Annotated in this window: 19 protein-coding genes and 1 other annotated feature; of the genes, 5 read left to right on the top strand and 14 right to left on the bottom strand. The window is 30.6% G+C overall.

Going from position 1 to position 19,733, the window contains the following annotated elements:
- Positions 1–2 precede the first annotated feature (2 nt).
- Positions 3–935, top strand: coding sequence for an ABC transporter permease (locus EDD60_RS00405; RefSeq protein WP_066448488.1), 933 nt, complete (start codon positions 3–5; stop codon positions 933–935).
- Positions 928–1,722 (top strand): ABC transporter ATP-binding protein, encoded by a 795-nt coding sequence (locus tag EDD60_RS00400; RefSeq protein ID WP_066448491.1) that lies wholly within the window; start codon positions 928–930, stop codon positions 1,720–1,722. Before EDD60_RS00405 ends, EDD60_RS00400 begins: the two co-directional genes overlap by 8 nt.
- Before the next feature lie 9 nt (positions 1,723–1,731).
- Here EDD60_RS00400 and EDD60_RS00395 read toward each other — a convergent pair whose 3' ends face one another.
- A complete protein-coding gene (locus EDD60_RS00395; protein WP_066448494.1) occupies positions 1,732–2,364 on the bottom strand; it encodes a DUF421 domain-containing protein in 633 nt (210 codons plus the stop codon).
- A gap of 40 nt (positions 2,365–2,404) precedes the next feature.
- On the opposite strand from EDD60_RS00395, the gene EDD60_RS00390 reads away from it, so the two are divergent.
- Positions 2,405–2,752, top strand: a complete 348-nt coding sequence (locus EDD60_RS00390; RefSeq protein WP_066448497.1) for a hypothetical protein — start codon at positions 2,405–2,407, stop codon at positions 2,750–2,752.
- A 7-nt stretch (positions 2,753–2,759) separates the two neighbouring features.
- Here the strand turns inward: EDD60_RS00390 and EDD60_RS00385 are convergent, their stop codons facing one another.
- From EDD60_RS00385 to mltG, 7 genes are all read right to left on the bottom strand, one after another.
- Complete coding sequence (locus EDD60_RS00385) at positions 2,760–3,425, bottom strand: YoaK family protein (protein WP_066448499.1); 666 nt, start codon at positions 3,423–3,425, stop codon at positions 2,760–2,762.
- A 45-nt stretch (positions 3,426–3,470) separates the two neighbouring features.
- Positions 3,471–3,956, bottom strand: coding sequence for a transcription elongation factor GreA (greA, locus tag EDD60_RS00380; RefSeq protein ID WP_066448500.1), 486 nt, complete (start codon positions 3,954–3,956; stop codon positions 3,471–3,473).
- A gap of 78 nt (positions 3,957–4,034) precedes the next feature.
- Positions 4,035–4,658: a uridine kinase gene (gene udk, locus EDD60_RS00375; protein WP_066448501.1), complete on the bottom strand. Its 624-nt coding sequence runs from the start codon at positions 4,656–4,658 to the stop codon at positions 4,035–4,037.
- Positions 4,655–5,902 (bottom strand): peptidase U32 family protein, encoded by a 1,248-nt coding sequence (locus EDD60_RS00370; protein ID WP_066448506.1) that lies wholly within the window; start codon positions 5,900–5,902, stop codon positions 4,655–4,657. Before EDD60_RS00370 ends, udk begins: the two co-directional genes overlap by 4 nt.
- Positions 5,877–6,809, bottom strand: coding sequence for a peptidase U32 family protein (locus EDD60_RS00365; RefSeq protein ID WP_066448507.1), 933 nt, complete (start codon positions 6,807–6,809; stop codon positions 5,877–5,879). Before EDD60_RS00365 ends, EDD60_RS00370 begins: the two co-directional genes overlap by 26 nt.
- Positions 6,806–7,414 (bottom strand): O-methyltransferase, encoded by a 609-nt coding sequence (locus tag EDD60_RS00360; protein ID WP_066448509.1) that lies wholly within the window; start codon positions 7,412–7,414, stop codon positions 6,806–6,808. The genes EDD60_RS00365 and EDD60_RS00360 overlap by 4 nt, the downstream gene beginning before the upstream one ends.
- Complete coding sequence (mltG, locus tag EDD60_RS00355) at positions 7,402–8,481, bottom strand: endolytic transglycosylase MltG (protein WP_066448512.1); 1,080 nt, start codon at positions 8,479–8,481, stop codon at positions 7,402–7,404. The genes EDD60_RS00360 and mltG overlap by 13 nt, the downstream gene beginning before the upstream one ends.
- Before the next feature lie 137 nt (positions 8,482–8,618).
- Here mltG and EDD60_RS00350 point away from each other — a divergent pair, with 137 nt between their 5' ends.
- Positions 8,619–9,806 carry a glycoside hydrolase family 3 protein gene (locus EDD60_RS00350; protein WP_066448515.1) on the top strand — a complete coding sequence of 396 codons (1,188 nt, stop codon included), beginning with the start codon at positions 8,619–8,621 and terminating at the stop codon, positions 9,804–9,806.
- Positions 9,807–9,876: 70 nt separating this feature from the next.
- On the opposite strand, the gene EDD60_RS00345 is transcribed toward EDD60_RS00350, so the two are convergent.
- The 5 genes from EDD60_RS00345 to alaS all read right to left on the bottom strand — a co-directional run bounded on the left by EDD60_RS00345 (position 9,877) and on the right by alaS (position 14,760).
- Positions 9,877–10,950 carry a lactonase family protein gene (locus tag EDD60_RS00345; protein WP_066448517.1) on the bottom strand — a complete coding sequence of 358 codons (1,074 nt, stop codon included), beginning with the start codon at positions 10,948–10,950 and terminating at the stop codon, positions 9,877–9,879.
- Positions 10,951–11,030: 80 nt separating this feature from the next.
- Positions 11,031–11,402, bottom strand: a complete 372-nt coding sequence (locus EDD60_RS00340) for a DUF1292 domain-containing protein (RefSeq protein WP_066448523.1) — start codon at positions 11,400–11,402, stop codon at positions 11,031–11,033.
- Between the two features lie 2 nt (positions 11,403–11,404).
- Positions 11,405–11,827 carry a Holliday junction resolvase RuvX gene (ruvX, locus tag EDD60_RS00335; protein WP_066448526.1) on the bottom strand — a complete coding sequence of 141 codons (423 nt, stop codon included), beginning with the start codon at positions 11,825–11,827 and terminating at the stop codon, positions 11,405–11,407.
- Positions 11,827–12,084 carry an IreB family regulatory phosphoprotein gene (locus EDD60_RS00330; RefSeq protein WP_008787885.1) on the bottom strand — a complete coding sequence of 86 codons (258 nt, stop codon included), beginning with the start codon at positions 12,082–12,084 and terminating at the stop codon, positions 11,827–11,829. Before EDD60_RS00330 ends, ruvX begins: the two co-directional genes overlap by 1 nt.
- Positions 12,085–12,150: 66 nt before the next feature.
- Positions 12,151–14,760, bottom strand: a complete 2,610-nt coding sequence (alaS, locus tag EDD60_RS00325; protein WP_066448529.1) for an alanine--tRNA ligase — start codon at positions 14,758–14,760, stop codon at positions 12,151–12,153.
- A gap of 39 nt (positions 14,761–14,799) precedes the next feature.
- Positions 14,800–14,998 (bottom strand) — a binding site (T-box leader).
- Between the two features lie 166 nt (positions 14,999–15,164).
- On the opposite strand from alaS, the gene EDD60_RS00320 reads away from it, so the two are divergent.
- A complete protein-coding gene (locus tag EDD60_RS00320; RefSeq protein ID WP_066448532.1) occupies positions 15,165–16,022 on the top strand; it encodes a MurR/RpiR family transcriptional regulator in 858 nt (285 codons plus the stop codon).
- A gap of 36 nt (positions 16,023–16,058) precedes the next feature.
- Here the strand turns inward: EDD60_RS00320 and EDD60_RS00315 are convergent, their stop codons facing one another.
- The gene (locus EDD60_RS00315; RefSeq protein WP_066448535.1) at positions 16,059–19,673 is read right to left on the bottom strand and encodes a carbohydrate binding domain-containing protein; all 3,615 of its coding nucleotides are present in this window, start codon (positions 19,671–19,673) and stop codon (positions 16,059–16,061) included.
- Positions 19,674–19,733: the final 60 nt, after the last annotated feature.

Below are 19,733 nucleotides of genomic sequence, written 5' to 3'. Positions count from 1 at the left end.
AAATGGGTTTATTTTATACGTATCTAGGAGCTATTGATTTAGGTTTAATTTGGGGCTTTCTAGCATTAGGGGTCTATATTACATTTCGTTTATTAGATATTGCAGATTTAACAGTTGATGGTAGCTTTGCAACTGGTGGAGCAGTTTGTGCAGTTTGTGTTTTAAATGGCATTCATCCTTTGCTGGCTATTATTGCTGCTATTCTTTCTGGTTTTGTTGCTGGAGCGATTACTGGATTATTGCATACAAAATGCAAAATCCCAGCTATCTTAGCTGGAATCTTGACTCAAATTGGTTTATATTCAATTAACTTAAGAATTATGGGTGGTCGTGCCAATTTACCTTTAACGACAGCTAATACTTTATTTACTGATTTATCAATGGCTTTAGATATTAATAAATATTATATTGCCCTTATTATTTCTTTATTATTTGTTATTGTTTTTATTGCTTTGCTTTATTGGTTCTTTGGAACAGAAATGGGATCATCTATTCGCGCAACTGGAAATAATGAACAAATGGCAAGATCTTTAGGTATCAATACTGACACAATGAAATTGTTAGGTTTAATGATTAGTAATGGACTTGTTGGTTTATCTGGTGGACTTTATGCTTTATATGGTCAAGCAACTGATGTACGTATTGGAACTGGAGCAATCGTTATTGCCCTCGCCTCTATTGTTATTGGAGAAGTTATTTTTTCTGGTAAAAAAGGTGGTTTTGCTTTACGACTTGCTTCTATTATAGTTGGTTCTATTATTTATCGTATTATAGTAGCTGTGGTTTTACAGATGGGACTAAATACTGATGATTTAAAAGTTTTAACTGCTATTTTGGTTGGTATTGCTTTAACTATTCCAATGATGATGAGTAAACAAAGACAAGTGGCGATGTATAAAAAATTAACGGGAAAGGAGATTTCTAAAGATGCTTAAATTAGAAAAAGTGAGTAAAACTTTTAATTTAGGAACTGTCAATGAAAAGAAAGTTCTCCATGAAATTGATTTAGAATTAGCAGAAGGAGATTTTGTGACTATCATTGGTGGAAATGGAGCTGGAAAATCAACTTTATTGAATATGATTTCTGGGATTTATCCTCTTGATTGTGGAATTATAACTTTAGATGGTGAAGATATCTCTTTACAGCCAGAATATCAAAGAGCTAAAAAAATAGGTCGACTATTCCAAGATCCAATGTTAGGTACTGCTGCCAATATGCAAATCTTAGAAAATCTTGCCCTTGCAAAAAGACGTGGAAAACATCGTGGCTTAGCTTGGGGTGTCAGCAAAGAAGAAAAGAAAGAATATTATGAGTTAGTCAAAACTTTAGGATTAAACTTAGAAGATCGTTTAACAAGTAAAGTCGGACTTCTTTCTGGTGGTCAAAGACAAGCTTTAACTCTTTTAATGGCAACCTTACAAAAACCAAAATTACTGTTATTAGATGAACATACAGCTGCTTTAGATCCCGCAACCAGTGCTAAAGTTTTAAACTTAACCAATGAAATTGTTGCAAAACAAAATCTAACAGCGATGATGGTCACACATAATATGAAAGATGCGATTGATATTGGAAATCGTTTAATTATGATGTATGATGGTCATATCATCTATGATGTCAAAGGTGAAGAAAAGAAGAAATTAACTGTTGCTGATTTATTAAAGAAATTTGAAGAAGCCACAGGTGAAGAATTTGTTAATGATAGAATGTTATTAGGCTAGATATCTAGCCTATTTTTTTATAAAAAATAATCTTTCTTTTTCTAAAATACAATAAAAGACATCATGATAGTCATCGACTCCATGTTGACGTAATTTCTTTTTTAACCAATCTTCATTCTTTCCCATCATCTTTAAGATTTCACTATTGATTTCTCCATCAATAATCAATGATTCAGGCATTTCCACTTGATTCTTTTGACTTTCAATAACCGATAATTGTCCATCAGTTTCAAGAATAGCAAATTCCACTTCTGATAAAGAACCAATTCCCTGTGATCTTAAATGATGACATAAATCATCAACTGAGTAATTCAATGCTTCCATCTTCTTTTGATCTAATTTCCCCTTATTAACAATAAATGTAGGATGCCCTTCTAAAACCTTTTTCACTGGTTTAAATTTCAAGGCAGCATATGAACACAATTTATCTAAAATAATTATGACAAGCGCTGCTAAGGCTCCATGAAAGAAATTAACATTATCATCACCAATAGATATTGTCATTAATTCACTAATTAATAAAAAAACAATTAAGTCTGATACACTTAATTTACCCATTTCTTTTTTACCAAGATATCTTAATAAAAAAACCAAATAAAAATATGTGGCAACACATTCAATAAATATTTCTACATATTTCATAAAACAAACTCCTTTTCATATAATATACAAGGAGGAACCTATGAAAAAAACAATACGTACTTATATTAATACTATATTATTATTTCTTATTCCCTTTGTTGTGATTTCTTTTATTCTTGCCATACTCTCTTATTTTATGCAAACAAATTCACTTGTTATGAATGTGACTATTCAAATCATTTCTTATGCTTTATTAATCCTTGCAGCACTTTATTTTACCTCATCTATTACACAAAAAAGATTATCTCATTGTTTATGTTTTACCTTAATTTATTTTCTTTTAAGTTTATTGATGCATTTAGGAAATATTAATTATTTACATCTTTTCTTAAAATCATTATTATTTATGGCTATTGGTTTATTTAAAGAATTAAAAACAAGAAAATAAAAACAAGCTATCCAGCTTGTTCAATAAACATAAATATAAAACAAATAAATAAAAGAAGTGCTGGTAATAAGATAGCTTGTATCGAAATACTATGGGTGAAAAGAACCCCTAATGCTCCACCACCAATAAAGAAAGCAATAATGATATAGTATTGAAGGCTCTTTGTGAGAGTCTTTTTATCTTTAGTCATACGATAATTATAAAGATGTTCAGTTGCACTTCTTAAATTTCCTGTACACATAGTTGATGCATAAGGCATTCCATGAAATTTTCTAAAACTTTCCACTTGTAAAGAACAAACAAATGATATCATGATATTACATAACATATCCAATTGTCCTTGTGGTATAAAAGCAACAATGACTAAAGCAAAAACTTCTATCAATAAAACAATTTGTCGCCAATGAAATTTTGGATGATCACAAAAATGATGTTTAATAGCTTCAGCTACAATAATTCCTACAAAGAATGATAGAATAGGCAAAAAATAATACAAAGCTTTTATAAATTCTCCACTAACGAGCTGAATCCCAAATAAAACCATATTACCTGTTTGAGCATTAGCAAAAACCCCACCTCGGCATAAATAAGTATAAGCATCCAAAAAGCCACCAGCAATTGCTAATAACACCCCTAAACGCATTGTATCAGACATTTGTTTTTTCTTATCCATATTTTTATCCCCCTAAAAATATAAAAAGATGATGTTGCCATCATCTTAAGAAATATATTCAATCTTTAAAATCTTAACTTCATAAGGTTCAGCAACCCCTACAGATACAATTTCATTAACTCCATGATCTAAGATAGCTTTAGCTAATGGTGATTCATTTGAAATTTTCCCATTTAAAGGATCAGTTTCAAAAGTACCAACGATTGTATATGCTTCAGGTTCAGCACCTTCTTCTGATAAGTCTAAGATTGTCACAGTTGCTCCTGGTTTAGCAATTGTATTATCTAATTGAGATTCATCAATGATTTGCACATGCAATAACATTTGATCAATTTCTTTAATTCTTGCTTCGATATGAGCTTGTTTATCTCTAGCAGCATCATAATCGGCGTTTTCAGACAAGTCACCTTGAGAACGTGCTAATTGCAATTCTTCAATAACCTTAGGTCTTTCAACGTTAATTAATTGTTCTTTTTCTTGTTTTAACTTTTCAACCCCACTTTGGGTTAATAATACTGCATCATGATCCATAATTATCCACCTCGCGAACTATACTATAACATAAATGAAATAAAATTACTAGCATTAATCAATGATTTTTATTGTGAATTACTCATCAACAATACTTTTTATTTTTGTAATTAATAAATCTACTGCTACATGATTACTTCCACCCTCAGGAATAATAATATGAGCATATTTCTTAGAAGGTTCTATAAATTGCTCATGCATTGGTCTAACTGTATTTAAATATTGATTACAAACAGAGTCAACACTACGTCCACGTTCTTCAATATCTCGCTTTAAACGTCTTATAAAACGAATATCACTTGCTGTATCAACATAAACCAATATATCACACAATGCTCTGACTTTTTCTTCCGCCAATACAAAGATTCCTTCCAAGATAATGACATCCCTACCCTCTACCGTTTCTGTAATATCACTTCTTGTATGAAGGGTATAATCATATGTTGGTTTTTCAATCGTTTCTTTGTTTTTTAACTTCTTTAAATGATCAACTAATAAATCGGTATCAAAAGCTAAAGGATGATCATAATTCGTCTTAACTCTTTCTTCAAAAGTTAAATGACTTTGATCTTTATAATAATCATCCTGTTTAATAATCTTAACTTTATGATTTCCTTTAAAATAATCATATAACTGCATTGCGATTGAAGTCTTTCCCGATGCACTTCCACCAGCAATACCAATAATAATTGCTTCTTTCATCGTATAACCTTCCTTCCCATATCATTAGCTAAAACATTTTCATTAATTTCAACATAAAGAATTTCCATTGGATGATTAGCTACTTCTACTGCTTCTTTATCTTCATTATAAAGTTTTTCGACAGTAAAGAAAAGGTTAGGATGATGTGGTGAAAAAATTTCTATTTGATCTCCCACTTTAAAGTAATTTCGTTGTTCAATTTTAGCAAGATGCTTTTCTTGATCATAATCTAAAATGCGCATCACAAATTCCTGAGTCGGATGTTCATCACGCATATTGAACAATTGTTCCTCAACACCTGGATGTTCATAGAAAAAACCATGACACAAAGCACGATTAGCCGCTTTTAATAATTCCTGACGATAACTTTCATCTTGTATAAAATGATCAGGATCCTCACAATAAGTATCAATCAATTTACGATATGTAGAAACAACTGTCGCAATATAATGCAATGATTTCATACGCCCTTCTATCTTAAACGAATCAACCCCAAGTTCAATCAATTCACCAATATGATCAATCAATGACATATCTTTACTAGACATACTAAAAGGCATATCATCTTCTTGATTCACTAAATTACCATCATCATATAAATCATAATACCAACGACAAGATTGTGAACATCCACCACGATTTGCATCACGTCGACTTAAATAATTTGATAACATACATCTTCCTGAATAATGAATACACATTGCGCCATGAATAAAATATTCAACATCAACTGGCGCATATTCCATAATTGTCTTTAAATCTTCATAAGTCACTTCACGTCCTAAAACAACCCTATCCATTCCCATCTTTTGATAAAATTCAATCGCTTTTAAGTTTAAAGTTGATAGTTGTGTAGAAACATGCACTTCTAAATTTAAATCCATATCCTTAGCAATCTTCATAATATAAGGATCCGCCACAATAATAGCAGTGACTCCAATATCATCTAAAGTCTGTAAATATTCTTCAATTCCTTTTAGATTGTCCTGATGTAAAATAATATTACATGTAACATGGATATGAGCACCATATTTTTTGGCAAAAATAACGCCTTCTTTGATATCTTCGATAGAGAAATTAGACGCTTGTGAACGTAAAGAAAACTCTTTACCACCCACAAAAACAGCATCAGCCCCATACATAATTGCTGTCTTTAATTTTTCTAAATTACCGGCTGGTGCTAATAACTCTGGTTTTTTGATAATCTTTCTTTTTCCATTAACGATTTGACTCACGTTTCTCATTGTCCATCTTCCTCATATCTTCTAATTTATAAACTGTTTGATCAAATAAGAATCCTCTATCTAATGGTGTCTTTAAGCGATATAAAAGATCCATATATTCCTTAATATCTCTATCATATGTGCCTTGTTTATAACTCTTTAAAGCATCACTGTACAATGAAGCAATCTCAATAGCTTCTTCATTATTCATCATTAACGTTTCAATATATAAATAATCAAATTCATGAATTTGATTCAATAAATCCAAAGTATATAATCTTGCATCAGAAAAAATATGTGTTCCTTTTTCATCTTCAAAAATACGTAATAAATAATCAGAATTTTTGGCTTTTAAAGTTAAATGATCGATTCCATTATTTTGAAAAGATAAGCCTGATGCTGCTTGATAATTTGATAACAATTCACGCTTACTAGCAGCAATATATTCAACCCCATGTGCCTGTAACATCAATGGCATTTTCACATCATGACAGATGGCTAATTGTTCTTGCAAAGGGATAACACGTGATAAAAATGCACTTGTAACACCTTGAGACTTTAAAACATTTAATGTGCAAGCATTGGTATTTAATGTCTCTGGTGAATACATCATATCAAAATGATATTGATAATCTTTAACAATTTGTAAAACCCCATAATCTTGAAATAAGAGTCCATGAATATTCATTTGACTCAGCGCCTTGATATAATCTTCAACATCTTTGATATCATGTTGATCATATAAAGCATTCACAGCAACATAAAATATACATTGTGGATATTTTTGAGTTAATGATGCTATTTCATCTAATGAAAATACATATGGACAATGAAAAGAGTATTTTCCCCCTAATACAAAGGTATCAATACCCATATCAATATAGTCATATAATCTTTTTTGATCATTCAATGATAATACTATTTTCATTCTTTTTCCTTTCTTTTAATCACACAAATACCATCACCAATTTGATAATATTCAACATCATAATCTTCATGATTAAAAATCCAATCTTTAAATCTTTTAATTTTCTTAACCAATTGTTTTGTATTTCTATTCTTAATATGGTCAATATCAAAAATCATACCATGAAAATCTAAATTATCAACAATTATGATTCCTTTTTCTAAAACAAAAGGAACATACTTCTCAAAAAACTTTTGATACTGAGCCTTTGCAGCATCAATAAAAAGACAATCATATGGTGCATGTTGTAATTGTGAAACATCAAAACTTAACGCATCATCATGATGAATAGTGATTTTATCTTGTAAGTTTCTTTCCGTTATATTTTTAACTGCTTCTTGATATCGTTCATCATTTAATTCAATTGTTTCAACCTGCAATCCTTCAACATGTGTAACCATCATCATTGCTGAATAACCAATGGCTGAGCCAATTTCTAAGCAAGACGTTGCCTTCATGTCTTGAAGCTGTGAAATCAAAAAGAGGATTCCCTCTTTTTGCATCACAGGAATATTTCTTTTAAGTGCATCTTGTTCTAATTCTTCTAAATCCATTACTCTAACCATAAACCTGCATCCTTCGCTTTTTTCACTTCTTTTAAATGATCATCATAATTCTTTGTATAGACAACTTTTGCTTTTTTAGGATTGTTAGGATCCTTCATTGCAAAAAAGTATAAATAATCATGATGGGTATAGTTTGCACAAGCTTTTAATGTCGATTCAGGAACTGTGCTAATTGGTCCAATTGGCAATCCTGCATAACGATATGTATTATATTGAGAATCAATTTGTGTTTGTGCAGTTGATACTGTAACACCTGTACGTTGCCAAGCATAGTTAACTGTAATATCACTTTGAAGTTTCATGCCAGTATTAATACGATTCATAAAGACTCCAGCAATCATTGGACGATCTGTTTCATCAGTTCCTGATTCTCTTTCAACAACTGAAGCAAATGCTAAAAATTGATGTGGTGTCCAATTCATCTTTTTAATAGTTTCTTTAAAAGGTGTTAGTTTTTTATCCATCATATCCAAAGCTAACTTTGTCATATCTTTTAAATTAGGTTCCTCACTTGTAATAAAATAAGTTTCTGGATAAAGATATCCTTCTAATGGGAACATAATGTCTTTATTTAAAATACTCTTATCAATAAACCAATACTCCTTAATCAAAGATTTCAAATAATCTTCTTGTCGCCATTGTTTGATAACATCTTCCTTTGAAGTTTTTAAAATATCAGCAAAGGCTTGTGCCACTTCAGGAATTGTATTTCCTTCTTTAATAGTTAATTTTGATTGTAAAATATATTCAATATCAGGATCTTCAATAATTGAAAAAATCTTTGATAAAGACATATTCTTATTAAAGATATATGTATTGGCTTCTAAATGATCATAATGATTGAATTTTAAAAATAGTTTACCTGCAAGCTTACTATTCACAAGTCCTGCTTGATCTAAAGCCTCTAACATTTGTGAAGCATTTGAGCCTGCTTCTATTTTCACAATGACTTCTTCATCTTTTGATGATACAGCTGAAATACCATGATTATAGAAAAAAATTGAACCAATAATTCCAATCACAATAACTGCACCAATAATTATTAAAATGGTTTTTTTATTTTTCATAAAACATCCTCCATCTTTATTATTATAGGTTATTTTACAACAATTATCAATAAAACATCTCTTTTTACGACCTTCAATCATTTCTTTTTGCGCATTCCTATCATTTCATATACAATATAATTAAGGAGATAAAAGATATGAAAACAAAACAACTTTTACAAATTTTTTTAATAACTTCTTTATGTTTAATAACTGCTTGTCAAAAACAAGAAAAGCCAACAGTCTCAGTTTTAACAGATGAAAAAAAATATGATAGTGCCGAAGAACTTTTAGAACAAATGACTTTAGAAGAAAAAATTGGACAATTATTTATCATCAGACCTGAATCTTTAGATTCATCATTAACGAATAGTCAAGTTCATGATCCTAGTCGATATGGCGTTACAGCATTATCTCAATCTATGATAGATACTTTACAAAACTATCCTGTTGGTGGTATTTGTATGTTTTCTAAAAACATTTTAAATCCTGATCAAATAAAAACTTTTACGCATGATCTACAAAAAGCATCTTCAATTCATTTATTAATGGGAATTGATGAAGAAGGTGGAAGTGTTAGTCGAATCGCCAACAACAAAAATTTTCATGTCACTCAGTATCAAAACATGGCAGCAATTGGTCAGACTAATGATCAAAATCAAGCCTATCAAGTGGGACAAACAATCGGGCATTACCTCAAAGAATATTCATTTAACCTTGATTTTGCTCCAGTTGCAGATGTCAATACAAATCCAGATAACCCAGTGATTGGAGTCCGCTCTTTTGGCCGTGATGCCACATTGGTTGGACAAATGGTCAGTGAAGAAATCAAAGGTTTTCATAGTGAAAATATGATGACTTGTATCAAACATTTCCCAGGTCATGGAGACACCAAAACCGATACGCATCTTGGTTATGCGACAACATCAAAAACTTGGCAGGATATGCAAAATTGTGAATTGATTCCTTTTCTTAAAGGCATCGAAAGTCATACAGATATGATTATGGTTTCTCATATTACTGCATTACAAGTAACAAATGATCATCTCCCTTCTTCTTTATCTTATGAAATGATCAGTGAGAGACTTAAAAATGAGTTAGGTTATGATGGTATTATTATTACTGATTCTTTAGCCATGCAGGCAATAACCAATCAATATTCGTCTTCTCAAGCTGCAGTTCAAGCTTTTGAAGCTGGCAATGATATTTTATTGATGCCTCAAGATTATAAAGAAGCTTTCAAAGGAATCAAGGAAGCAGTGCAAAACAAAGAAATCAGTGAAACCCGTTTAAATCATAGTGTTTTAAAAATATTACGTTTAAAAGCAAAATATAAGCTCATCTAAAGGATTATATATCCTTTTTTTGTAAACAAAAAGTTGAATCACTTGAATAAGCAATTCAACCTCAATATAACTAAATACCTCTACCTTCAATAAGGCATACTGGTTCTCCAACCATATAACTAAAGTGTGATTCAAACAATACACCTTTTGATTCACCACGTTTTAATTCAAATGATTCAATTGTTCCACCTTTTTGCGAAGCAACAACCAACCAACGATCATTAACTAAAATCATTGCACATGGATTTTCATCAGTATCTAAATATTCAATATATTCCAATTGACCATCTTCTTTAACTTCAAAAGCTACAATAGAATCATGTCCACGATTAGTTACAAATAAATAATCACCTTTTTCACTTATAACAATATCCCCAGCTAAATTTTCTTTAGCAAATTCATCTTTTGGATATGTATCAACTTCTTGAATAAAAGTAAAATGACCATCTTGATATTGATAAACACAAATTGTATTTGATAATTCATTTAATACATAAGAATATTTTCCATTCGGAGCAAAAACCATTTTCTTAGGTCCACTACCAGGTTTTACCTTAAATGTATTTTCTTCATCTCTTTCTAATGCACCTTTATCATCCAAATTATAAATAACAACTTCATCTGTTCCTAAATCACATACAAATATTTTTTTATGATCTGGTGTTTCATCGATAAAATGAGGATGTGCCTCTGTTTGACGTTTTGGATCAACACTACTCCCCTCATGTTTAATTCTTTGTGCAACAGTAACAATCTTTTGTTTTAAAATAGGGATTCTCACAACTTCACCATTATAATAATCAACAGCATAAGCATTACTTCTATTTTCATTAACAAAACAATCCATATATGTCTTTCCACCATCAGTTGCTTTACCAGCTAAACCAAATTGTAATTCCATAGATGCATATTGCCAAAGACCACCATCAGTCTTACGTCCAGTATTATTTTTATAGCACACATAAATAAAACGTTCACGTTTAAACATAGCTGTTGGATTGGCTAAAGATTTATAATACTTTTTCTTTAAAAACTCACCATTATCTACATCTAAATGAAAAACATACATACCTCTTGTTAAATCATTTCCATAGCTTCCGACAAAAACTGGTTTAACATTTCTTTTATTAAAAAACAATCCCATAATAAATCCTCCTTAATGCTTCTATTATGCCATATGTTTATGAATTTTTGATAAACAAAGAAAAGGTAACTTTCGTTACCTTATTCGTGACTTTCTCCATGACAACATTCATGATCATCACCTTGACAGCAACAATCTTCTTCATCATGCCCCTGACAGCACTCATGATCTGCTTTTTGACAACAGCAATCTTCATTTGTTTCTTCTTCATCGTCTTGAGAAATAAAGCTATTGAAAACTTCTTCAATCATTTCCCATTCATCAGGTGTTTCCACTGGATATAAGCTTCCTTCATCATCATAAATTGATGAATAAACTTGAGGTGCTTCATCATTAGCATCATAATATAAAACATATTTCTTTCCAGTTTCATCACTTTCAAAAGTGAATAGAACTTCAAATTCTAATTCATTTCCATCATCATCAATAACTTGTATTTTATTTACGTCCATGTCTATCTCCTTTGACCATCTAAATAACCTTGTAAAATCTGTACAGCAGCCATTTTATCAATGACTTGTTTTCTCTTTTTTCTCGATACATCAGCAAAAATTAATTGATTTTCTGCAACCACTGTCGTCAATCTTTCATCTACTAAAACAACTTCAACATCCATCATTTTTTCAAGTCTTTCCTTAAAATCAATAGAGATTTGTGCTCTTTCGCCCAAATCTCCATTCATATGCTTAGGAAGACCTAGAACTATTGTATGGATTTGATTTTCTTCAACGATACCCTTAATATGATACGCTGCACTTTTATAATGATTCTCTTTAAAGTGATATGTTTCTACTCCATGAGCAATAAGCCCTAAAGCATCACTCATAGCAATCCCACACGTTCTTGAACCTAAATCTAACCCTAATATTTTTTCCACTATTTAGACTCCAAATAAAATTTAACTAATTCCTCAATAATTTCATCACGATCAATTTGTTGAATAATTGAACGAGCACCTTTATGGCTAGAAATATAAGCTGGGTCATTTGAAATTAAATATCCTGCAATTTGATGAACTGCATTATATCCTCTTTCATCTAACGCTTGAGAAACTGTCATTAAATTAGAATGAATAACTTCTCTTTTAATTTCTTCTGAATTAAATAGACGTGTTTGAGTAAAATCTTTTGCCATAGCACATACCTCCTGTCTATATAATCCATCTTACACCATATTGTTAAAAATTGCTAGCAAAAGTGTTTAGAATTGTGCTTTTATTTGGGCAATTGCTTGTTCAATTCCTTCGATAGAAGCGCATCCACCTTGAGCAAAGTCAGGTTTACCTCCGCCTCTACCACCAGTCACTTCATTAATCATTTTCACAAAGTTTCCAGCCTTAAATCCATTTTGTACCATTGAAGCAGTTAAGCCAACAAAATATGAAACTTTTCCTTCATATTCACTTACCATTAAAACCAATCCATTTTGTAATTGATTTCTTAATTCAAAAGTCATAGCTTTTGCTGTTTGAGCATCTTTATTTTCAGTGATGTATAAGAATTGTACCCCATTAATTTCTTCAATATTCTTAGATTTTTCTTTTGCTTCTAAACTATTTAACTTATCTAAATATTGATCTCTTTCTTTTTTAACAGCATTAGCTTCATCAATATAATGAGTTACTTTCTCAACAATTTCATTACGATTTTTTAATTTCAATAAATCACCAATTGTTTGTAATGTCTCCTCATTCTTCTTTAAAGCAAGATAAGCACTAAAAGATGTTACAGCTTCAATACGTCTCACTCCAGAACCAACACTTTCTTCACTCATGATTTTAAATAAACCAATTTGTGAACTGTTAGAAACATGGCATCCACCACATAATTCTTTAGAATAATCTCCAACACTGACAACACGTACTTCATCACCATATTTTTCATTAAACAATGCCATTGCTCCAGATTGCATAGCTTCTTCTTTACTCATAAGCTTAATATCTACAGCAATGCCCTTAAAGATTTGAGCATTAACTTCATCTTCAACTTTTCTTATTTCTTCATCACTCATTTTTTGTGGATGAGTAAAGTCAAAACGTAATCTTTCTTCATCAACATAAGAACCTGCTTGAGAAACATGATCACCTAAAACGTTCTTTAAAGCTTTTTGTAATAAGTGAGTTGCTGTATGGTTATTTTGAATCAAGGCACGTTTTTGTGTGTCAACATATAATGTCAATTCATCACCAACTTTAACACTTCCACTTTCTACAACAATCATATGTAAATGCTGTTGATGTGGCGCTTTTGTGACATGATTCACTTGAACTTTCGTTGTCTTAAAAGACATAGTTCCACTATCAGCACATTGTCCACCCATTTCAGCATAGAATGTTGTTTGATCTAAGATAATTTCTCCTTTGTCTGTGATTTCATCACATTTAACCCCATCAATAAAAGTTGCAATTACTTTAGCTGTTATTGGTGTTGGATCATAAGTAAATACTGAAGGTGTATCAAATGCCATTAAATCTGGTTTTTGTGATGACATTGATTCTACATCCCCACGGGCATTTCTCGCACGTTCTTGTTGAGCTTTCATTTCAGCTTTAAATCCTTCTTCATCAACTGTGAAACCTGATTCTTCAGCAATTTCTACTGTTAATTCTAATGGGAAACCATATGTATCATATAATTTAAAAGCATCTTTTCCATTTAATTGATGATCTTGAGCTTTACTTAACATTTGTGTTAATAACTTTTCACCATTTGATAATGTTTTATGGAAAGCTTCTTCTTCTTTTTTCACAAGTCCACTGACATAATCAGCTTTTGCTGGTAAATAATCATAAAAATCTTTCATAATATCAGCAACAACATAAACCAATTCATACATAAATGAATGATCAATCCCGATCTTTTTACCATAACGAACAGCACGTCTTAAAATACGTCTTAAAACATATCCACGTCCAGCATTATCAAATAAAGCTCCATCGCTTAAAGCGAAAGTTACTGTACGAATATGATCAGCAATCACACGATAAGCCATTTTATTATCTTCATATTTCACATTAGTCATAGCTTCAGTCGCATGAATAATTGGTAAGAAGAAATCTGTATCAAAGTTTGTTTCTCCACCTTGAATAATGCTGACAAGTCTTTCTAATCCCATACCTGTATCAATATTCTTTTGTGGTAATTCTTTATAATCTTTTCTATCAATAGCAGGATTACAATCATATTGAGAGAAAACAACATTCCAAACTTCAATATAACGATCATTTTCTAATTCTTCAAAAAATAATTTTTCTCCTAATCCTTCTGGATCATATTTTTCTCCACGATCATAGAAAATTTCTGAGTCAGGACCACCAGGACCTTCTCCAATTTCCCAGAAGTTTCCATCAGTTTTTAAAATATGGCTTTCATCAACATGGCATACTTCTGTCCAAATACGATAAGCTTCATCATCATCAGTATAAACAGTGACATATAATTTATCTTTATCAAAACCAATCCATTCTTCACTTGTTAAAAATTCCCAAGCAAAAGGAATTGCTTCTTCTTTAAAGTAATCCCCAATTGAGAAGTTCCCTAACATTTCAAAGAATGTATGATGTCTTGCAGTTTTCCCAACATTTTCAATATCATTTGTACGAATTGATTTTTGAGCATTGGCAATTCTATTGCATGCTGGGGTTTCACTTCCATCAAAGTATTTTTTTAATGCTGCAACACCAGCATTAATCCATAATAATGTTGGATCATTTTGGGGAATCAATGATGCCCCAGGTTCAATCATATGTCCTTTTGATTTAAAATAATCTAAGAACATTTGTCGCACTTGATTTCCAGTTAATTGTTTCATAATATCCTCCTTCTTATTAATAAAAAAAGTCATTCCTTTAAAAGGAACGACTGATATCGCGGTACCATCCTTATTCATAATCATATGACTATGCTCTCTAAGTCGATAACGCTGACCATGCGTTGATGTTTACATCACTCTCAAAAGTAGCTTTCTTTATATTTCCCTGGAAATTTTCACCAACCATTTCCTCTCTAGAAAGGAAAGTATAAATACTTTTCTTTTTCAACGATTTGACTTTAGTATTATAACTAATTTATTTCATAAAATCAACTAAAATAAACATTATCAACAAATTATTACGATAACCTTTCAATCATTCATATTACCTCAAAAAAGACTATATATGACTTCTCGTTTTTCTCAATAAATGTTATACTATATTCAGATTGGGAGGTTATGTTATGAGTCTATTAAAAAAACTTGAAATTGCTGAAAATTTTTCTGAATCGGAAAAATCTATTGCACAATATATTTTACAAAACAGTGAAGAAGTTTTAAATCTATCAACTATAGAGCTTGCTAAAAAAACATATACATCCCCGGCAACTATTACACGTTTATGTCAAAAGCTTGATTTTAAAGGTTATAATGATTTCAAAATTTCATTATCAGCAAATATTCAATATGTTCTTTCTCATCAAGATAGTATTAATGCTAACTTTCCATTTGATAAGAATACCAATATTACCCATATTGTTAATAATATTGCTAAACTCTTTAAAGAGAGTATTGATGAAACAATGCAATTATTGAATCAAGAAGATTTACGTCAAAGTCTTATCTTATTAGATAAAGCTCAAGTGATTGATATTTATGGAGTTTCTGGTCCCTTAAGAATGGCGAGTGATTTTCAATATAAAATGTTTAGAATTGGGAAAGATGTTCAGATTGCTCCAATGGTAAATGAACAGCTCTTTCAAGCTGCAAGGTGTCAAAAAGACCACTGTGCTATCTTAGTTTCTTATTCTGGTGAAACAGAAGAAGTGATTAAAGCTGCACAGATTCTTAAACGTAAAAAGATTCCTATGATTGCGATTACATCACTAGGTGATAATAAATTATCTGCTTATTGTCAATATGTCCTTCATCTTGATAGTCGTGAACAGATTTATAATAAGATTTCTACTATTGGTTCAACAATTTCTATTCATCTTATTTTTGATATTCTTTATGCTGGATTGTTCTCTAAACATTTTGATGAAGCATTGAAAACGAAAGTTGAAGCTGATAAACTCATTGATCATCGTGAAAGAAAATAAAAATTACGTCGTATTTCTACCACGTAATTTTTTTGATTAATTATCTTTTTTCTTTGGATAAATCAAATTAAAGAATAAGATAGTTATCAGCATTGATAAACATAATAAAGTTATTTGTGAACTATCACTTGTATGAACAATGTCTTGAGGAATATCCTGATTTGGTTCATCTTTTTGATCATCAGGTTTGATATCGACTTGGGCTTTTTTCATGAGTTCAATTGTGATTGTTTTTTGTGTGATATCTGTATCAAATGAGTCAAACTCAATCATATATTTTTGAGTATCTTGTTGATATCCTGATAAGTTTCCTTTAGCTTGTAAAGAATAGATGAAATTCTTTTGGATAGAACCATTTTTAAATTGTGCAATTTCATACAATTGACTTATTGCTTTTCCTTGTTCATCAGTCTTTAAAACTTCTAAGATATTTCCCTGTTCGTCTTTTAATAAATATTCAGCATCTGATAATAATGCATGAGAATCTTTATCTTTGACAATAATATTCACTTGTCCCTTCATATGTTTATTTTTAATTGTCCATGTTTGTAATTGAACTGTATCTTGGATTGTAATATTTATATCTTCTGATTTAACAAATCCTTTAACTGAATCTGTTTGTACCAATACATATTGACCATTTGTTTTTAATCCATTGATTTGATGAGCTTTTTCTTGAGTTGTCCATTGATCAACAACATGACCGGTTTGATCTCTTAATTCAAATTTTGAACCAATAATTGCTTCATTTGTATCAGCATCTATATTATGAAATTCAACTTTTGTTTCTTGAACATAATCATTTGTATCTAATGTCGTTAAAAAGACAACCCCACCACTAGGTAATTCTACATCTACACCATTAACAAAATTAACATTTTCCTTAACTTCTTTAACAACTGGATAACCTTGTTCATTAACAATTCTATCATTATCAAAATAATTATATTGTAAAACTTTTCTTGAAGTGATTTGACTATTATCTTTCACTGTTACTTTTTTAGCAACGTTTGAATTATTAACAATCATATATGTTATATCACCATTTGGTAATTTCATACCCACAGTTCTTAAACCATTTAAATTATTTTCAGCTGTTGATTGAATAATTTGACAATGACGTGGAAACAGATGTGTCATTAATGACCATGTATAGAAATGTGGACGAATCTTTTCTTGTTCTGGCTGTTGATAAACTCTCCCCGCAATAGAATTCCAAAATCCCCATTGTTTTAATGAACGAATATCACTATCAGGATAACCGTTTCCTTGATTATGCATAGCATCATCTAAGTCCCAAATCGCAACACCTGACAATCCACCACGTAAAACCTGCGCAGCAGCATCTGCCATAATAGCTCCATAACAAAATTCTTTAGCATATTTTTGTGTATCACCATCAACTTTTCCAGTAACCATACCAATCTCTGTCATATAGAAATCTTGCCCTGTAACTGTCTGTCTTTGTTCAGTTACAAACTTTTCAATATAACCAGAAGTAATCTCATCATAAGTTGGATACATATGAACATCAAAAAGACCAATCTTTTCTTTCATGTCTGGGTCATTTTCAATATTTTTAAGCCATTGATGATTCCTATCCCAAACTGTATCAGGGCCAGTAATTTTAACCTTATCTTCAATTCCAATCTTTTTAAATTCTTTATGTAAATTTTTAATTCCTTTTTGCCATAAATCATAATCACCACAATATGACCAATCAGAATTAGCTTCATTCACCATATTATAATATTTAATACAAGTATAGCCTTTTTCATTAATCAAATAATCCATTAAACCAGCAATCATTTCTGCCCAAACTGGATTATCACATGTAATTCCTTCAAAAGCTCCACCAACTTTACCAGGTGCTTCCCATTCACCAAAGACAGTTTCAATTTGACGGTCTTGTAAATAATCTAACTGTTGAATCAATGGCTTCATTTCTTTGTTTTCAAAATCAAAGATTGGTTTACCATTTTTATCAACACCTTTGCAATATGTTGTTGCATAAATCATACATCTTACAAACTGAGGATTGAGGTAGTCCACTCTATCAGTGACCATCTTCCATTCCCTATCTGTTAGTGGATGAACTTGATAAGGATCCCATTGAACCCCTAACCCCTTAAAATCTTCTGTAATCACATGATTAACATCAAATTCTACATTTGTATGTGCAATATTTTTTTGTTGTAAATCTCCCACTCTTTCAAGTTTAATATTATCTAAATAAAGTTCTTTCCCTTCTAAACTTCCTTCATAAGGTTTTCCCAAATCAAAACGAATTGTTAAATCTTCTGTAGATTTAATAAGTTCTTCAATCAATACATCAAATTCAAAACTATATGTTTTCATATCTTTTGTTTTATTTAATGAAATAGCAATGGGCTGATCATTTTCATCACACAAATATTTTTTAGCACTCCCATTTATAACATCCGTACTTTCTACACTAAAATAAACTTGTGTAACATCTTCAACATTTGAACCGATATCAAATGACACTTTATATTTTCCATTATTTACAGCAATCCTATCTTGAATAAACTTACTATCCCAAAAATCATTTCCTTGATTTGAAATAGATAATACAGCTTTTCCATCTTTCACTTCAGCTTTTAAATCAGTTCCATTATTATTAGAAATTTTCCATCCAGCTATATCATCATCAAATCCACCATTCACAACATATGTATTTCTTAAATCCTCAACTTCTTTAAATGTTATTTGATGAAAGGCTAATTTGGCATTTGTCATATCAGTATTCCCATCACCATAACTAAGGAAGAATACTAAGTTCTGTAAATCATCATTTGCTTGCAAAAATTCAAATGAAAAATGATTTTCTCCTGCTTTTAAATTTAACATCTGACGTTTAATTGTTTTGTTATTATAATCTTGCATACTTTCTAAATCAAAACTGATTTTTCCAGCTTGACTAGAATCAATACAAAAACTTAAATCATAACGTTTCTTCTTTTCTAATTGAATATTTCTTTTCTTTAAAGATAAATCCCAAAATTGTTGATTTGTCTTTGCTACTTCTACTTTTACATTTTCTTCAGTTCCAGTTAAAACACCAGCTGTACCATTTTGTTCATCCAACAAATAATGACCAATCTTTTGAACTGGTGCAGGAATTAAAGAAACATTTTTAAAAGTAAATGTATGATGAAGATTTTCATCAAATCCTGTTGAAAAAGCCAATTGATTTTTAGAACCGACTTTCTTAGTGAATTCAAAAGTGAATTTTTGAAATTCATTGGATAAATTGACATATTCTTCTAAGTTCTTTTCCCAATTGGGATCTTGATTTTCAACGACAACTCTTAATGGTTTTTCAATATCACTATCTACTTTTGCTTCAAAAGATAGAATATATTTTGAGCCATCTTCTAAAACCAATTGACCTTGATGTAATCCTAACTCCCATGGATTCCCATTTGTTTGTGTAACTTTAAATTGTGCACCTTCATTTGTTACTTCTACGACTCCATTTGTATTATCTTTTTTATTGATATACCATGGTTCAGTTCCATTGATAAAATTACCATTTTTAATGATATTTTCATTTTCATCAGCAAAAACTTTAGGACACATTGTTAAACATAGACAAAAGCTCAATACCAATGCGAATAACTTTTTCATTTTTCATTTCCTCCTTTTCCTCCAAAATTCTAACATGCATTTTTTAGCCTCACAAGTCAA

This window comes from Longibaculum muris (genome assembly GCF_004343035.1).
Lineage (GTDB): Bacteria > Bacillota_I > Bacilli_A > Erysipelotrichales > Coprobacillaceae > Longibaculum > Longibaculum muris.
The sequence above is the reverse complement of the archived record's forward strand: the minus strand, read 5'-3'. Positions and strand labels throughout refer to the sequence as shown.